The sequence below is a fragment of the Capnocytophaga cynodegmi genome, from assembly GCF_002302475.1.
In the GTDB taxonomy this organism is placed as follows: Bacteria; Bacteroidota; Bacteroidia; order Flavobacteriales; family Flavobacteriaceae; genus Capnocytophaga; species Capnocytophaga cynodegmi.
In genome coordinates, this window is the sequence record NZ_CP022378.1 from 1,791,576 (window position 1) to 1,809,828 (window position 18,253).

Annotated in this window: 12 protein-coding genes; 8 read left to right on the plus strand and 4 right to left on the minus strand. The window is 35.8% G+C overall.

Going from position 1 to position 18,253, the window contains the following annotated elements:
• Positions 1 to 217: 217 nt before the first annotated feature.
• The 4 genes from CGC48_RS08010 to CGC48_RS08030 all read left to right on the plus strand — a co-directional run bounded on the left by CGC48_RS08010 (position 218) and on the right by CGC48_RS08030 (position 7,743).
• Positions 218 to 3,478 (plus strand): SusC/RagA family TonB-linked outer membrane protein, encoded by a 3,261-nt coding sequence (locus CGC48_RS08010; RefSeq protein WP_098029800.1) that lies wholly within the window; start codon positions 218 to 220, stop codon positions 3,476 to 3,478.
• A gap of 18 nt (positions 3,479 to 3,496) precedes the next feature.
• Positions 3,497 to 4,963: a RagB/SusD family nutrient uptake outer membrane protein gene (locus CGC48_RS08015; protein ID WP_098029167.1), complete on the plus strand. Its 1,467-nt coding sequence runs from the start codon at positions 3,497 to 3,499 to the stop codon at positions 4,961 to 4,963.
• 212 nt (positions 4,964 to 5,175) lie between these two features.
• Positions 5,176 to 6,471, plus strand: a complete 1,296-nt coding sequence (gene tyrS / locus CGC48_RS08025; RefSeq protein ID WP_098029169.1) for a tyrosine--tRNA ligase — start codon at positions 5,176 to 5,178, stop codon at positions 6,469 to 6,471.
• A gap of 72 nt (positions 6,472 to 6,543) precedes the next feature.
• Positions 6,544 to 7,743, plus strand: a complete 1,200-nt coding sequence (locus tag CGC48_RS08030; RefSeq protein WP_018279270.1) for an OFA family MFS transporter — start codon at positions 6,544 to 6,546, stop codon at positions 7,741 to 7,743.
• A 51-nt stretch (positions 7,744 to 7,794) separates the two neighbouring features.
• On the opposite strand, the gene CGC48_RS08035 is transcribed toward CGC48_RS08030, so the two are convergent.
• The 4 genes from CGC48_RS08035 to CGC48_RS08050 form a co-directional block, all read right to left on the minus strand.
• Positions 7,795 to 9,063, minus strand: a complete 1,269-nt coding sequence (locus CGC48_RS08035; RefSeq protein WP_098029170.1) for a PepSY-like domain-containing protein — start codon at positions 9,061 to 9,063, stop codon at positions 7,795 to 7,797.
• 35 nt (positions 9,064 to 9,098) lie between these two features.
• Positions 9,099 to 9,536, minus strand: a complete 438-nt coding sequence (locus tag CGC48_RS08040) for a PepSY-like domain-containing protein (RefSeq protein WP_098029171.1) — start codon at positions 9,534 to 9,536, stop codon at positions 9,099 to 9,101.
• Positions 9,537 to 9,562: 26 nt separating this feature from the next.
• Positions 9,563 to 10,009 carry a PepSY-like domain-containing protein gene (locus tag CGC48_RS08045; RefSeq protein ID WP_098029172.1) on the minus strand — a complete coding sequence of 149 codons (447 nt, stop codon included), beginning with the start codon at positions 10,007 to 10,009 and terminating at the stop codon, positions 9,563 to 9,565.
• Between the two features lie 139 nt (positions 10,010 to 10,148).
• Positions 10,149 to 12,335 (minus strand): glutamine synthetase III family protein, encoded by a 2,187-nt coding sequence (locus CGC48_RS08050; protein ID WP_018279266.1) that lies wholly within the window; start codon positions 12,333 to 12,335, stop codon positions 10,149 to 10,151.
• Positions 12,336 to 12,594: 259 nt separating this feature from the next.
• On the opposite strand from CGC48_RS08050, the gene serS reads away from it, so the two are divergent.
• The 4 genes from serS (at position 12,595) to CGC48_RS08065 (ending at position 18,240) form a co-directional block, all read left to right on the plus strand.
• Positions 12,595 to 13,863, plus strand: coding sequence for a serine--tRNA ligase (gene serS / locus CGC48_RS08055; RefSeq protein ID WP_098029173.1), 1,269 nt, complete (start codon positions 12,595 to 12,597; stop codon positions 13,861 to 13,863).
• A 237-nt stretch (positions 13,864 to 14,100) separates the two neighbouring features.
• The gene (ileS, locus tag CGC48_RS08060; RefSeq protein WP_098029174.1) at positions 14,101 to 17,577 is read left to right on the plus strand and encodes an isoleucine--tRNA ligase; all 3,477 of its coding nucleotides are present in this window, start codon (positions 14,101 to 14,103) and stop codon (positions 17,575 to 17,577) included.
• Between the two features lie 90 nt (positions 17,578 to 17,667).
• Positions 17,668 to 17,838 carry a hypothetical protein gene (locus CGC48_RS11750; RefSeq protein WP_157909892.1) on the plus strand — a complete coding sequence of 57 codons (171 nt, stop codon included), beginning with the start codon at positions 17,668 to 17,670 and terminating at the stop codon, positions 17,836 to 17,838.
• 21 nt (positions 17,839 to 17,859) lie between these two features.
• Positions 17,860 to 18,240, plus strand: a complete 381-nt coding sequence (locus tag CGC48_RS08065; RefSeq protein WP_018279263.1) for a TraR/DksA family transcriptional regulator — start codon at positions 17,860 to 17,862, stop codon at positions 18,238 to 18,240.
• Positions 18,241 to 18,253 lie beyond the last annotated feature (13 nt).

Below are 18,253 nucleotides of genomic sequence, written 5' to 3' on the forward strand. Positions count from 1 at the left end.
TTCTTTGATGATAAAATTGTGATTTAACATTTTACTTTTTATGTATTTTGAATTTATTTTTCTTTTTTGAGAAATATATAAAAATGTTTTTATTAAAATAGGTTTCGAAATAGTGTATGAGTCTTTCTTTTTTTTGTTTTTTATCTAAATAAAGTTATCTTTGCTTTCGTGTTATGTAAGACATAAGCAAAAAATAGGAATTAAACGAAATTTTACAATGAAAGAAAAATTATTAAAAAAGATCTTGATTTTTTCTTTGAGCTTCTTCTTTGGAGGGTTGATGGCTCAAGAAATAGAGGTTAGCGGTACTGTAACTTCAGCAAGTGATAAGATGCCTTTGCTTGGTGTTTCGGTAGTTGTTAAGGGAACGACTCGTGGAGTGGCTACTGATTTTGATGGAAATTTTACTATCCAAGCTAAAGATGGTGAGATTCTTCAATTTACTTCTATTGGTTTTAAGACTTTGGAGCGCAAGGTTACGGGGTCGGTAATGAATGTAGCCCTTGAAGAAGAAGCTAGTCAACTTGATGAGGTAGTTGTTACAGGGTATGCTACACAAACGCGTAAAACCTTAGCAACTTCCATCTCAAAACTAGATACTAAGGTTCTGGAAAGTGCTTCTCGCTCTAATGCAGGAACAGCTTTACAAGGAACTGTTTCAGGTCTTAAAGTAACTCAACATTCGGGGCAACCAGGAACAACTCCTGATATTATTCTTCGTGGAGGTACTTCTTTTGATGGTTCAGGAACTCCTTTGGTTTTGGTAGATGGTGTACCAAGTTCGTTTTATGCTTTAAATTCCGATGATATTGAATCAATGGAAATGTTAAAAGATGCAGCTTCCACTGCTATTTATGGTGCAAGGGCGGCTAATGGAGTGATTTTGGTAACAACAAAGAAAGGAAAAGCAGGTCGTTCTAGCATAAATTTCAAAAGTAAATTGAGTTTTAACGGACGTTTGAAGGACAGAATGGAATACCTAAATGCAGCCGATTATGTTAGATTTAATCGTATGGCTGTGAAAAACACTCAAATGGTTCAAGGGGATCAGGGATTTGATGCCTTTTTAACTGGGCAACATAGTGCCGCCACAGGAAATAACCCTTTGAATTCCATCTATACAACAATGTTTTTGGATGATACCAATCGTCATTTGCTTAATTATCAGGGTTGGCAAACTATTGAGGACCCTGTAACACCAGGTAGACAACTTATCTTTATGGATAATAGCTATTTAAAAGACCAATATTACCAAACCAGTTTTTCAAATGATTATACTTTGTCATTTGATGGAGGAAACGATAAAAGCACTTACTATTTCAGTTTAGGAATTTTGGATGATAAGGGGCTTGTTTATAATACAGGGTTTAAACGTTACTCAGGAACTTTTAATGCTTCGTACAAGATATTTGACAATTTTAAAGTATCTGGGAACGTAATTTATACTCATTCAAGTAAAATAGATTCTTTCGATAGTATATATGATATTTTCCAAAGAGCAACAGGTTTAGCACCTACATCACGTGTCTATAACAACAATCCTGATGGAAGTTTGTCTAATGAATTACAACCTGGAACGTATCGTGGTTTTGGTAATCCTCTCTATTACAGAGATAAATTTGTTAATGACAATTTAGAACAACGTTTAACAGCTTCAGGGCAATTTGATTGGCAGTTTGCTAAAAATTTCAACTTAATGGCAAGAGGAAGTTATTTTTCAATTAATGATGTTGATGAGTCATTTAACAAAGCTTTTCTGAATAGCGGAAATTTAAATACAGAGCGTATCGCATATGCAGGTTACGAAAGAACGTTGCGTCACCAATATACTTCTGTTTTAAGCTATAATAACACTTTTTTAGAAAAGCATAACGTAAATGCATTGCTAGGAACTGAATATTTTAGGGAGAAAAAATTTTGGCTTTCAGGGGCAACTCGTAAATCTCCTACCGACTTTATCCATACGTTAAATGCAGGATCAGAGGCACAAGGAAAACCAAGTTCTTCGAGAACGGAGTATGCCATAGCATCTGTTTTCGGACAATTGAATTATGATTATGATAATCGCTTTTTATTAGGACTAACCTTTAGGAGTGATGGAACATCGCGCTTAGCAAATGATAAATATGGTTTTTTCCCTGGAGCTTCATTAGGTTGGAATATACATAATGAAACTTTCTATAAAGATAAATCAATATCCAATTATATCTCAAGAATAAAACCACGTGTTAGTTATGGTGTAAATGGAAATATCGAAACATTGAGTGATTATGGTGTTCACGGTGTGTATGATAAAACAGGAATATATGATTCTCAAGGAGGGTATGCAAACACAGCATTGCCAGTATTAGACTTACGTTGGGAACGCTCTACTACACTCAACTTTGGATTAGATTTAGGATTGTTCAATAACCGTGTAAATGTGGTAGCTGATTACTTCATCAGAGATGTACAAGACAAATTATCTACCCTAACCTTACCTTTGTGGACAGGTTTTTCAGGGGTTACTGTTAATAATGGTATTTTGCAAAATAAAGGTTTTGAATTAGAAGTAAATGCAAAAGTTCTCAAAACAGAAAATTTAAATTGGGATTTGAGTCTTGTTTATTACCAAGTTAAGAATTATGCAAAAAAATTGCCTGATAATGGAATCACTAATAACCGACAAGGGGGAACTGAAATTTACGATGTAGCTTCTGGAAAAAATATTTATGTTGGAGGCTTACAACAAGGACAACGAATTGAAAACGATTTGATAGTTGCTTATATTCCAGAAGGAGTTTATAAGACACAAGCTGAAATAGATGCTGATAAGGATAGGTCTGTGGAATTTGCTTGGCAAAAGAAAACTCGCTTTTTGGGCGACACCCGTTGGAAAGATGTGAATGGAGATAATGTAATCAATCACTTAGATAGACAGGTAATTGGACGTATTACACCTAAATTTACTGGAGGATTTACAAGCAACTTGGTTTACAAAAATGTTGGTTTGTACGTAAAAACAGATTTTGCCGTAGGGCATCATATCATAAATGGGCGAAGAGTGAAAGGAATTGCTCAAACACAAGGAAACCAAAATGGACCTGTAGAAATTCGTGAATCTTGGACACCACAAAATCCAAATTCTAACGTACCACGATTTGACTTGGTTGACCGCCAAAAAAATCACTTAGCAGGTGGTGGAGATCAGGGTTCTTTACACGGAAGTAGTGCGACATATTGGGAAAAAGGAGATTACTTAGCATTGCGAGAAATTACGTTAAGTTACGACCTACAAGGCTCATTGATGAATGATTTGTTTAAGTCAGTTCGTTTGTATGTAACAGGAGCCAATTTGTTCTACTTTACCAAGTATGGAGGTAGTACGCCCGAAGACGCAAGTGCTAACAGAGCAGACTTAGGAGTGGTACAAGGTAGTGAGCGAGGGCGCTATCCATTACCACGTGTGATTACGCTTGGGCTAAATCTTACTTTCTAAATTTTTAAAATATCAAAGATGAAAAAAATAGTATTTATCATAGCATTGGTATTCACATTTAGCAGTTGTGAATTAGACTTAAAACCTGAAAGTTCTTTACGTCACAGTGGTTATTGGACTACTGAAGAGGCAGTTAATGCGGCTCACATAGGTATTTACCCGCATCTTAGAGGGTACGATAATACCTTTTGGGGAATGGGGGAATTGCGTTCTGATATTTGGGGAGGTACCACAATTGAATCTCCTTTTAGTGCTGAACTCATTAAGAATGACGTAAGTGTAACTAGAGTTCATTATGGAAACTGGGCTGAATTCTATTCTTTAATACATAAAATCAATGATTTTATTAAAAATGCACCTACGGTTCCTGCCTCTAACCAAGAGCAACGAAATCATATGATGGGACAAATGTACGGCATACGTGCATATGTCTATTATACGATGCTTAAAGCTTGGGGAGAAGTGCCTATCGCTACTGAACCTTTAACCAAGGTAGCATCTTTAGAATCTTTGAAAAAGAAACGTTCTCCTAAAGAAGATGTTTTAGCATTAGTAAAATCGGATATTGAAAAATCACTTGAATTTTTTAATACAGATAATTCAAAGTGGCTCAACAAAAATATTTACTGGTCAAAAGCTGCAACGTTAACCCTCAAAGGTGATGTATACTTGTGGTCAGGAAAGGTATTAGGTGGAGGGAGCGCTGATTTTGAAGTCGCTAAAACAGCATTGGAATCTGTTACAGGATATTCATTGGTTAATTATGAAGATTTGTGGGGACAGGCTAAAGAAGGAAATAACGAATTTATTTTTGCTTTGGATTATCAAGAAGATCAGGCAAATAACTTTTATTCTTCTATGACTGCTCGTCAAGTAGACATCAAAGGAAAGTTTGATGACGAGGGTAATCTCCTTGATAATTTTACACTCAATGGAGGTAGCCGTTATGGAGCAAGTGCGAAAGTATTTGATTTTCTAAAAGCTGATTTACAAGATCAAAGAAGTAAAACCTTTATGGGAATTTATTCGGACAAAACAGCTAAGAAATTGATAGGTACGGTTTTAAACAAATTTTTGGGAGTTGTTGAAACTGGATTACGTCGAAGCTGGAATAATGTGCCTTTATATCGTTATGCTGATGTAGTGTTATTACTTGCCGAGGCCAAAAATCATTTAGGAGAAGATCCTTCTCCAGAAATTAATAAAATACGTGAACGTGCTTACGGTAATACTTACAATGTTGCCACTCACGGTTACACAAATGCTAATAAATCTGCGAATGCTAAAGTTATTCTTGATGAGCGTTTAAAAGAGTTCGTTGGAGAAGGTAAACGATGGTGGGATTTGGTCAGAGCTGGTGATAATCATTTATTTGATGAAGTGCCTACGATGAAAGCTTCTGAATCTTACAAAATTTACTATTCTATTTCAGAAGGAATGATTGCAAATGACCCAGAGCTTAAACAAACAGAAGGTTATAAATAAATTTTAAAATTAATCTTTTGAAAAAAGTGAAAAGTAATGAGGGTTACTTTTCACTTTTTCTATTTCTTTACGGGAAGCGAGAAACAAGACGGAAGTAATTTTCGTTTCTGTAAATAAACTTTCAACAATTCGTATACTATTTTTTTGAAAGAAATCATACTTTTTAATAGTTCTTTTACCTATCTTTGCGCACATTTTTGAAATTGAAAATAATGAAAAATTTTGTACAAGAATTACAATGGCGTGGAATGATTCAGGATATAATGCCTGAAACAGAGCAACATTTATTGGAAGGAATTCGTTCGGCGTATGTGGGGATTGACCCAACTGCAGATTCGCTTCATATAGGACATCTTGTGGGAGTGATGATTCTCAGACATTTCCAAAATTGCGGGCACAAACCTTATGCTTTGGTAGGAGGAGCTACAGGAATGATAGGCGACCCATCGGGAAAGTCAGTTGAGAGAAATTTACTTACAGAAGAAGTTCTAGCTCATAATATCGAGGGAATAAAAAAACAATTGGCAAAATTCTTGGATTTTGAAAGCAAAGAACCTAACAAAGCAGAGCTTGTGAATAACTACGATTGGATGAAGAATTTTTCGTTTTTATCTTTTATTCGCGATATTGGTAAGCATATTACGGTTAATTATATGATGGCAAAAGATTCTGTGAAAAAGCGTTTCGATCCGAGTGAAAATACGGACGGAATGTCGTTCACTGAATTTTCATACCAGTTAATTCAAGGTTACGACTTTTTGCACCTTTTCCGAGAGAAAAATTGTACACTTCAAATGGGAGGGTCCGACCAATGGGGCAATATCACCACAGGTACAGAAATGATTCGTAGAATTGCAGGAGGGAAAGCCTTTGCTATGACTTGTCCGTTGATTACCAAAGCCGATGGAACAAAATTCGGAAAATCTGAAGGAGGAAATATTTGGCTCGACCCAGAGAAAACTTCGCCTTACAAGTTTTATCAATATTGGATAAATACTTCTGACGAAGACGCTGAGCGATACATTAAAATATTTACGATGCTTTCCAAAGAAGAAATAGAAAGTTTAACTGCAGGACATAAAGAGGCTCCTCATTTACGTCTGTTGCAAAGTAAACTGGCTGAGGAAATTACGATTTTAGTTCACGGAAAAGAAGAATTGGAGAAAGCCATTCAAGCATCAAAAATCTTGTTTGGAAATTCAACTTCAGAAGATTTAAAGAAATTAGACGAACAAACTTTTCTTGATGTTTTTGATGGAGTTCCACAGGCTGAAGTCTCCCGTTCAGATATCGAAAACGGACTGGATATGATAGCCATACTTTCTGCTAAGACGGAGTTTATAAAAAGTAATTCTGAAGCTCGTAGGGCATTGAAAGAAAACTCAATTTCAGTCAATAAGGAAAAGGCTTCTGATAATTATATCGTTACACAGAAAGATTTAATAAATAATCAATTTATTTTACTTCAAAGGGGAAAGAAAAATTATTTTGTAGTAAGAGTAAAATAGAAATAACCAAAACCACGAGTTGAAAAGTTCAGTTCGTGGTTTATTTTTTTGTAAAATTAAAAAGCAAATATTATGTCAAACTCTTGGAAAACAGCAATTATTGGTACGTTAATTCATTTATTTTTAGGGACAGTTTATGCTTGGAGTTTTTTTCAAGTTCCAATAATGGAAAACACCAATTGGAATAATACCGAAACGACGATGGCTTTCAGCTTAACAATTCTGACGTTGGGGATTACTGCCTCGTGGGCAGGACGAAAATTGGAAGTTTACGGACCTCAAAAACTGACGATTATAGGAGGAATTTTGTTCGGATTAGGATATATTTTAGCTTCATATGCTTTGGGAAGTGTGAATTTATGGTTGTTTTATCTTTGTTTTGGAGTAATAGGAGGCTGTGGCTTAGGACTTGCGTATGTAACTCCAGTTGCGGTAGTTAGCCGATGGTTTAGCAAAAATCAAGGATTAGCCACAGGAATGGTGGTGATGGGTTTTGGTTTAGGAGCTTTTATGATGTCCAAAATATTAGCTCCAATTTTCTTTGAATTGACAGAAAAAAATGTTGCTTTGAGTTTCCGGTATTCAGGAATTTTATTTTTGGTAGCAATTCCTTTATTAGGAGTGTTCTTAAAGTTTCCTCCTCAAAATGAGGTGGTTTGTGAAAAGAAGGAAGTCATTGAAACAGAGAATTCAAGTAGAAAAACAATTTTGATATGGACGATTTTCACATTGAATATTATTGTAGGAATGATTTTTCTGTCTTTTCAATCGCCTCTTCTTCAGGAGCTTATTCAAAAAGAAGAACAGGTTGATAAAGAGTACTTGGTACAAGCTGGAGCTACTTTAATAGCTGTAAGCGCATTTTTCAATGGAATTGGGCGTCTTCTTTGGGCAAGTTTGTCGGATAAAATGGGGCGTATCAATACGTTCAGAATGCTTATAGGACTTGAAATAGTTTGTTTTATCTTACTGATTTTTACACAAAATGTGATTTTATTTTCGGTCTTGGTGTGTTTGGTTCTCCTTTGTTATGGTGGAGGTTTTGGAATACTACCTTCTCTTGTGAGAGATGAATTTGGAAAAGCAAATATGTCTAAAATGTATGGAAAAATGCTAACAGGTTGGGGAATAGGAGGTTTGATAGGTACACTAACTACAGCTTTTTTGAAAGATACGTTCAATGAAGATGCGGGTATTTATGTGTTTTCAACAGGACTTGTAGTTTCAGTAGTAGCTTTTCTGTTATGTTTTCTAATAAAAGTAAAGAAATAATCAATAGTAAATAAAAAAAGCCCTCAGAATTCTGAGGGCTTTTTCGTTTTGTTATTCTAATCTTATGAAGTTGCCATTCAAATCAAAAATTAAGTCTTTGTGAAATCCTACAAGTTCTACCTCGTAAGAATAGGCTTTCTTTTCAATGCTGTTGAAAGCGTATCTCGAGTAATTTGCTTGTACGTATCTTCTTATTGCAGCAGGAATGAATCCTGTTGGAATAGATTGTCTGTCAGGAGCATCAACGTTTATCCAATTACCATTTAGGTCAAAATCAATGTCAACACCGTTAACTAAGTCGTACTCTACTTTGTTAGATTCTACCTCAATTTTTTTAATAGCAATTGAAGGGAAGTGAGTAGCTAAGAAGTTATTGGCATTTGTTTGAACAACTTGAGGAATTGTTCCTATAATGGTTGTATTACCTGTTCCAGCGTTTCCGTTTCCTCCGTTGTTGTTACCTGAACCAATAGGTTGTCCGTTAGCGTTGAAGTGAATATCATTTTTGATTCCAACTAATTCTACTTCGTAACCTGTAACAGTTTTTTCAATTCCGTTGATAGTATTATTAGGATATGCTGTTCTCAGGTGATTAATAATATTTTGAGGAATGAAAGCTGTGTTTGACAAAGCTTGTCCATCACGAGCATCAACGTTTATCCAATTACCATTCAGGTCAAAATCAACATCAACATCATTAGCTAAATCGTAATCTACTTTATTAGATTCTACTTCAATTTTGGTAATAGCAATCGAAGCGAAATACGTTTTCAAAAATTCATTAGCTTTAGTTTGAACAACTTGAGGAACTGTTCCTACAATGGTTGTGTTGCCTGTTCCAGTATTCCCGTTTCCACCGTTGTTACCTGTTCCAGAAGATATAGGTTGTCCATTAACATCAAAATAGATGTCTTTTTCAACTCCTACAAGGTCTACCTCGTAACCTGTTTTTTTCTTCTCAATGCTATTGATGGCATTTTTAGGATAAGTAGTTGTTACGTGGTTAATGATGCTTTGAGGAATGAAATCCATTGAAGTTACTACTGCAGACAAGGCTTGTCCATCACGTGCATCAACTTTAGTCCAATTTCCATTTGCATCGAAATCAACTTCTACTCCATTGGATAAATCAACAGAGTATCTTCCGTTACTCTCGGTTTCTGTTTTAACAACATTAGCACCATTAAAGTATTTACTTATGAATGATTGTGCTGTGTTAGGCAAATTGTTGTGAGGAATCAAATCGTCCTTCTCACAAGAATAAGCCATCAGAGATGTTGCGAGAGCAATAATTGCTAGTTTCGAAAAAAGTTTTCTCATAATTATGTAATTTAAATTTTTTAAAATATAATTTCTTATTTATTTAGCCTTACGAAGTTTCCGTTTTTATCAAATATCAGTTCTTGAGTTAAGCCCAAAAGCTCTACTTCATATCCTGTTGCTATTCTCTCAATGCTATTTATTGCATTTTTTGGATAGTTCTGAGTTATGTATGAAGTAATCGCGTTGGGAATGAACGACGTGTGTAAAAGAGCTTGTCTATCAGATGCCTTTACACTTGTCCATCTTCCTTGTGCATCAAAATCAATTTCTGTTCCATTTGTAAATCGAACATCGTAACTTCCGTCATCATCTCTCATAGATTGAGAAATTTTAAGATCAGAGAAGTGCTCAGTAATAAATGATTGTCCTTCATTAGGTAAGTTATTGAAACTTAAATTTCTGCTATCGTTGTCGTTACAAGAAACTAAAAATGATATTGCAATGAATAGGCAAAGTATAGTTTTTTTCATAAGTCAAATTTGTTTATTGAATAAGCTTAATCATCAATTCTTAAGAATTTTCCAGCACGATTGAATTCTAAATCAAGTCCGTTAGAAAGTTCAACTTCATATCCATATTTGCGTTTTTTTATTTCTTTCACAAAAGTATTCGGAAAGTTTCTCTGTACGTGTTGAGCTACTCCAGAAGGTATAATTTTCGCTGGAACTTCACTAGTTCTTGATTTTACTTCTTCCCAATCTCCATTTGAATAAAATTCTACTTCTGAACCATCATTGAAAACAACGGTGTATTCTTTCTTAACTAAATAATCTGTATCCACCCAAACAGAAGCTATATTTTCTTCTGAAAAATATTCTTTAATGAAAGATTGTGCTTTTGCAGGTAATTGGCTGAAAGAAATAAATCTGTCGTCTTGTGCAGAAGCAAATGTTACAGTGAATAAAGCAACTAATAAGGTTGTGATTTTTCTAAAATTTTTCATACGATAAAAAAGTATTTATTTGTTTACAGGAGCAAAAGTATCTGAAGATTTGGGAAAGATTTAGGAATACAAAAAATCTTAGAAAATAATTTAGGAAGATAAAAAAGCACTTTGAAAAAAAGTGCTTTTTGAAGGGATTTTAGTTTGTGAATAATAACTCACGATATTTAGTAAGTGTCCACAATTCGTCATCAACCATTGTTTCTAATTTATCACAATGGTAACGAATTTCATCGAAAAATGGTTTTACTTTATTGCAATAAGCATCAGCTTTTTCTTCGGCAGAAATGAGTTTGTTTGCTTCTTTTCGAGCCTCAATCATTGCGTCTACTTTGCTGTGAATCATTTTTATATGATTTGATATGCGTTTGATTAATTCTATTTGTTCATCAGCAACTCCTTGATAGTCATTTCCAAAGATTTCTTTCAAACCTTTTACATTTTCAATTAGCGTGTTTTGGTATCTTACGGCTGTTGGAACTACGTGATTTCGAGCAATATCTCCGATTAAACGACCTTCAATTTGGATGTTTTTGGTGTATTCTTCCAATTCAATTTCGTAACGAGCTTCAATTTCAACTCGGGTCATCACTTTCATTTCTTCAAATAAGGCGATTGCTTTTTCCGAAATATTTGCTTTTAGTGCTTCGGGGGTTGTTTTGTTATTACTCAGCCCTCTTTTTGCAGCTTCTTTTTCCCAAGCCTCGCTGTATCCATCTCCTTCAAAACGGATTTTTTTCGATTGTTTGATATATTCTCGTAATGCGTTGAAAATGGCTTCGTCCTTTTTAAGTCCTTTATTATCGATTAAGTGGTCTACTTCTTTTTTGAATTCGATAAGTTGTTTGGCGACAATTGTATTGATGATAGCCATCGGTTTTCCGCAGTTTGCTTTAGAACCTACTGCACGAAACTCAAATTTATTTCCAGTAAAAGCAAAGGAAGAAGTTCGGTTTCTGTCAGTATTATCCAAGAATAAATCAGGAATTTTACCTACAACGTTAAGCTTCAAGTCTGTTTTTTCTTCTGGAGAAAGTTTTCCTGTAGAAACGTCCTCTAACTCATCTAAAACTTTAGTAAGCTGTTCGCCAATGAATACGGAAACAATAGCAGGAGGAGCCTCATTCGCTCCCAAGCGGTGGTCATTACTCGCTGAAGCTACAGAAGCTCTGAGTAGTTCTTCATATTCGCAAACAGCTTTTATCGTACAAATGAAGAAGGTTAAAAACTGCAAGTTTTTCATTGGTGTTTTTCCTGGGGCAAGTAAGTTTACGCCAGTGTCAGTGGCTAATGACCAGTTGTTGTGCTTTCCTGAACCATTTACTCCAGCGAAAGGTTTTTCGTGGAAAAGAACCACAAAGTTATGACGCTCAGCGACTTTGTTCATAACGTCCATCAAAAGAGAATTTTGGTCAACCGCCAGATTAGCTTCTTCAAAGATGGGAGCTAGTTCAAACTGGTTGGGAGCAACTTCGTTGTGTCTTGTTTTTGCAGGAATTCCCAGTAGTAAACATTCGTGTTCTAAATCACGCATATAGCTTAATACTCTATCGGGAATTGAACCGAAGTAATGGTCGTCAAGTTGTTGCCCTTTAGCAGCTTGTTGCCCCAAAAGCGTACGTCCAGCAAGTATAAGGTCAGGACGTGTGTTTGCTAAAGCCTTATCTACCAAGAAGTATTCCTGTTCCCAACCCAAAGTTGGGGTAACTTTCGTCACATTTTTGTCAAAGTATTTGGCTACCTCTGTGGCCGCTTGGTCGATGGCAGCCATAGCTTTTAATAAAGGTGTTTTATTATCAAGAGCTTCTCCTGTGTAAGAAATGAAGATTGTTGGTATACAGAGAGTAGTTCCGTAAACGAATGGGGGAGAGGACGGGTCCCAAGCGGTATAACCACGAGCTTCAAAAGTATTTCGAATTCCTCCATTAGGAAAGCTCGAAGCATCTGATTCTTGCTGTACTAATTGTCCTCCTCCAAATTTTTCGATGGCTTTACCTCTTCCTACAGGCTCAAAAAAGGCATCGTGTTTTTCGGCAGTAGTTCCTGTTAAGGGCTGAAACCAATGTGTATAGTGAGTTGCTCCTTTGGAAATTGCCCAATCACGCATAGCCGCAGCAACTTGGTCGGCAACTTTGCGGTCAATTTTTATTCCATAATGAATGGAATTCATTACACTTTCAAAGGCTTCACTTGTCATAAACTGACGCATAGCCTCTTCATTGAAAACATTTTTTCCGAAAAGCTCAGAACGTTTTCCTTTTTCAGTAATTACAACAGGTTTTCTTAGTCCTACTTCTTTTAAAGCGTTAAAACGTAAATTTGGCATATGTGGTGTGTTTTATGGGGGCAAATGTAGAAATAATATATCAAATATCAATAATACCCCTATGAAAATTATTATGTGTTGTGCAAAAATAATAGTTTTTTTCATTGGTTTTGTTTTTGAAGAAGATATTTTAACTTTCTAACAGAAGATGTGACCAAGTTATTTATGGTACAGAAAATGTATCATAAAAATACTTTTTTTGCCTTTGTGAAATATTATTGTAATTTTGTCTTTCAAAAACAGATAAAATATAATTGATATGTTGCAACTTACCTTTGTCAGAGAAAATAAAAATGTCGTTTTAGAGGGACTCAAAAAGAGAAATTTCAAGGATTTACACATTATAGATTCAGTAATTGATTTAGACGAAAAACGTAGAGCTACACAAGTTGAGTTAGATAATGTGTTAGCAGAATCGAACGCAATTTCAAAGGAAATAGGAATGTTATTTAAGTCAGGCAAAGTGTCTGAAGCTAATTCTTTGAAAGAGAAAACGGTGGAGTTGAAAGATAAATCAAAAACTTTATCCGATAACCTTGCAGAAATTTCAGAAAAATTAAACGATTTATTATATCGTATTCCTAATATTCCTAATGAGTTAGTTCCTTTTGGTACTTCTGAAACGGATAATGAAGTAGTTTTTCAGGCTGGAGAAGTTCCTAATTTAGGCGAGAATGCTCTGCCCCATTGGGAGTTGGCCAAAAAGTACGATATAATTGATTTTGAGTTAGGTGTGAAGATTACAGGAGCGGGTTTTCCTGTTTATAAAGGAAAAGGAGCTAAGTTGCAACGAGCTTTAATTACCTACTTTTTGGACAAAAATACTGAAGCCGGTTATCAGGAATTTCAAGTGCCACACGTTGTGAATGAAGCTTCAGGATTTGGAACAGGTCAACTTCCTGATAAAGAAGGACAAATGTATCATATTGGTATAGATGATTTGTATTTAATTCCTACTGCTGAGGTTCCAGTAACTAATTTTTTTAGAGATGTGTTAGTTTCTGAAAATGAACTTCCTATTTGTTGCACGGCTTACACGCCTTGTTTCCGTCGGGAGGCTGGAAGTTATGGAGCTCACGTTCGTGGATTGAATCGTTTGCACCAATTTGACAAGGTTGAAATCGTTCGTGTAGAACACCCCGATAATTCGTACAAAGCTTTAGAAGGAATGGTAGAACACGTAAAATCAATCCTCAATGAGCTAAAGTTGCCTTACCGAATTTTGCGACTTTGCGGAGGAGATTTAGGCTTTACATCTGCTTTAACTTATGATTTTGAAGTGTATTCGACAGCTCAGCAAAAGTGGTTGGAAATCAGTTCGGTATCTAATTTTGAAACGTATCAGGCTAATCGATTGAAGTTACGCTATAAAGATTCTGACGGGAAGAATAAATTAGCTCATACACTTAACGGAAGTTCGTTGGCTTTGCCACGTGTTTTGGCAGGGATTTTAGAAAATTATCAAACCGAAGAAGGTATAGTTGTGCCTGAAGTGCTTCGAAAATATACAGGATTTGATATTATTTGATAATTAAAAAATAGAAAAATATAAAGTTGTTCAAAATATCTTTTTTGAGCAACTTTTTTATTTAATTTCGATGTGGAAACATTTTTCTGGAGAAAAAGGTAATTCAAATTAAAATAAATAGGAAAAGATTTGGTCGTTATTCCATATTTTTTCTTAAATTCGCACATTTAAAAAAGTAGTTAATAGTATAAAAATTCGTACTATTGTTTTTCTTTTAGTAATTTATAAGTTTTGGAAATGAAATTCACAGAGCACAAAAACTTAGATTTATCAGTCGTTGCCAAAGAGATACTTACATATTGGCAAGAAAATAATATTTTTGAAAAAAGTATTGAAACGCGTGAGGACAAAGAGCCGTTTGTATTTTTTGAAGGTCCGCCTTCGGCAAATGGGCTTCCGGGCATTCATCACGTAATGGCACGTACGATTAAGGATATTTTCTGCCGTTATAAAACTCAAAAAGGATTTCAAGTAAGACGAAAAGCAGGTTGGGATACGCACGGACTTCCTGTGGAGCTTGGCGTGGAAAAAGAATTGGGCATCACCAAAGAAGATATCGGAAAGAAAATTTCGGTGGAAGACTACAACAAGGCTTGTAAAGAAGCCGTAATGCGTTACACCAATATTTGGAATGACCTTACCGAAAAAATGGGGTATTGGGTAGATATGGAAAGTCCGTATATTACCTACAAATCCAAATATATGGAGTCGGTTTGGTGGCTTTTGAAGCAAATTTACAACAAAGGATTGCTATATAAGGGCTACACCATTCAGCCGTATTCGCCAAAGGCAGGAACAGGACTTTCTTCTCACGAACTCAACCAACCAGGTACGTATCGTGATGTTTCCGATACTACGATTGTGGCTCAATTCCGTGTGAAAAATTTCTCATATCAACTAATAAATCAATTCAAAGATTTAGGTGAGAATGTATTCATATTGGCTTGGACAACAACCCCTTGGACGCTTCCGTCAAACACAGCTTTGGCAGTGGGTAAAAATATTGATTATGTGCTGGTTAAAACTTTTAATCAATACACTTACGAGCCGATTTATGTAATTTTGGCAAAAGATTTAGTGTCAAAACTATTTGGAAGTAAATTTGCCGAAGGTGGAAATTCTGAAATATTTGACCGAATCGAGCAAAAATGGAACGAAATTCCTAATAGAGACGATGCTTTGGATATTATCAATGTCGCAATTGTGCAAACCAGCGAGATGAAACACGCTAAAATTCCGTATCAAATTCTTGCCGAATTCAAAGGTTCTGATTTAGAGGGTACTACTTATGAGCAACTCATTCCGTGGTTTAGTCCTGCGGAAAATGCTGACCAAGCCTTCCGAGTAATTACAGGTGATTTCGTAACTACGGAAGATGGGACAGGAATTGTACACATCGCTCCGACTTTTGGGACTGATGATGCTCGTGTTGCCAAAGAAAACGGGATTCCGCCAATGCTCATCAAAGATGAAAACGATAATCTTGTTCCGCTTGTGGATTTACAGGGCAGATTTGTAAAAGGCAAAAATGTTCCTGAAATTTTTAGCGGAAAATACATCAAAAACGAATATTACGACCAAGATGCACCAGAAAAATCGTGGGACGTAGAGTTAGTAATTCTCTTAAAAACTGAAAATAAAGCTTTTAAGGTGGAAAAATACGTCCACTCGTATCCGCATTGTTGGCGAACTGACAAACCCGTTTTGTACTATCCGCTCGATTCTTGGTTCATCAAAATTACGGACGTGAAAGACCGCCTTTTCGACCTAAATAAAGACATCAATTGGAAACCCAAAGCTACAGGTGAAGGACGTTTCGGAAATTGGTTACAAAATGCCAACGATTGGAATTTGTCGCGTTCCCGTTATTGGGGAATTCCGCTTCCGATTTGGCGAACTGAAGACAAAAAAGAAGAAATTATCATTGGTTCTGTGGAAGAGTTAAAGGCTGAAATTCAGAAGTCTATCGCTGCAGGATTGATGAAAGAAGATATTTTTGCTGATTTCCAGGTAGGAAATATGTCTGACGAGAATTACGAAAAAATCGATTTACATAAAAACGTGGTAGATAAAATCATTTTGGTTTCAGCATCGGGCAAACCGATGAAACGCGAAAGTGATTTGATTGACGTTTGGTTCGATTCGGGAGCGATGCCTTACGCACAATGGCATTATCCGTTCGAAAACAAAGAAATGGTTGAAAACACTTGGAAAACAGCTGATTTCATCGCCGAAGGAGTTGACCAAACACGCGGGTGGTTTTATACGCTTCACGCGATTGCAGGATTGGTTTTCGATGGAATTTCATACAAAAATGTGGTTTCCAATGGATTAGTTTTGGATAAAAACGGACAAAAAATGTCCAAACGTTTGGGCAATGCCATTGACCCCTTCACTACTTTGGAAGAATACGGAGCCGATGCCACACGTTGGTATATGATTTCCAATGCCAATCCGTGGGATAACTTAAAGTTTGATTTGGAGGGCGTTGCCGAAGTTCGTCGTAAGTTTTTTGGAACGCTTTACAACACCTATTCATTCTTTGCTTTATATGCTAATATTGATGGATTTACATACAAAGAAGAAGAAATTCCGTTAGAAAAACGTCCTGAAATCGACCGTTGGATTTTGTCGGAACTTCATACCCTTATCCAAAAGGTTGATGAGGCTTTTGCCGACTATGAGCCTACGCGTGCCACTCGCTTAATTTCGGATTTTGTTCAGGAGAATTTAAGTAACTGGTATGTGCGTTTGTGTCGCAGACGTTTCTGGAAGGGTGAATATGAGGAAGATAAGATTTCGGCTTATCAGACCTTGTACACTTGTCTTCTGAACGTGGCAAAGCTAATGGCTCCGGTAGCTCCGTTTTACGCAGAGGTATTATACAGAGATTTGGTGTCAGGAACCCAAAAGGAAACGGCAGAAAGTGTGCATTTAACCATTTTCCCTACAACAGATAAATCGTTTATTGACAGGTTGTTGGAGAGTAAAATGGAAAAAGCTCAAAACATTTCATCTTTGGTATTATCGCTTCGTAAAAAAGAGATGATAAAGGTGCGTCAGCCGCTACAAAAAATTATGATTCCTGTATCAAACGAAGCTGAAAAAAGGGAAATTGAGGCAGTTGCCGATTTGATAAAATCGGAGGTAAACGTTAAAGAAATTGAACTTTTGGAAGATGTTTCGGGTATTTTAGTGAAGCAAATTAAACCAAATTTCAAAACTTTGGGACCTCGTTTCGGTAAAGATATGAAATTGGTAGTTGCTCAAATACAGAATTTTACGCAAGAAGATATTCACAATATCGAAAAAAATCGTGAAATTATTATAAAATTAGAAGAAAAAGATGTAACTTTAAGCATTGAAGATGTAGAAATCACCACGCAAGACATCGAGGGGTGGCTTGTGGCAAGTTCAGGGAATTTGTTGGTAGCCTTGGATATTCATATCACTGACGAGTTGAGAAAAGAAGGAATCGCTCGTGAGCTGGTGAATCGTATTCAAAATATCCGAAAAGATAGCGGTTTTGATGTTACGGATAAAATCAATATCTGTATTCAAAAACAAAAAGCCGTTGAAGAGGCTGTTTCGGACAATTTGGAGTACATCAAAAGCGAAACCCTTACTAGTGAACTTACGTTTGCTGAAAATGTTTCAGGCGAACCTATTGGGTTTGATGATATAGTAACGAAAATTTCCGTGGAGAAAGTGTGATAATCAGATTAGGAAAGGGTTTGTTTTAAAAATTAAATAGATTATTTTTACAATAAAATAAAGAAATAAGACTTAAAAATTAGGAATTCGTTGATTATCAAAAAAGCTTTATTGGGCTTGTTATTTGGTAGTTTTAACCGAAGTGTTGTTGGGGTTTTTGCTTATGTGGAATCGGTAGATTTTCTAATTTTTTTGATTCCAGCGATTTTGATTTGGACTATTATTTTGCCGAAATTAGGGAGGCATATCGAAAATGTTTAACGACACAAATAGGAAATAATTATGGAAGAAAACATCAGAGTTAGGTATTCCGATAAGGAATTAGAAGAATTCAAAGTTCTTATCGAGGAAAAGATTAAAAAAGCTCAGGCAGATTTAGAGCTTCTTAAGAGTGCTTATATGAATAGTGCAACTAATGGCACGGAAGATACCTCACCTACTTTTAAGGCTTTTGAAGAGGGTTCGAAAGTGACAAGTAAGGAAGAAAACACAACTTTGGCAATTCGTCAGGAGAAGTTTATTCGTGACCTTAAAAATGCACTTATTCGTATAGAGAATAAAACTTATGGGGTTTGTAGAGTAACAGGCAAACTGATTGATAAACGCCGTTTGTTGGCCGTTCCTCATACAACGCTAAGTATTGAAGCAAAGAATTTACAATAATTTTCAAGAAGAA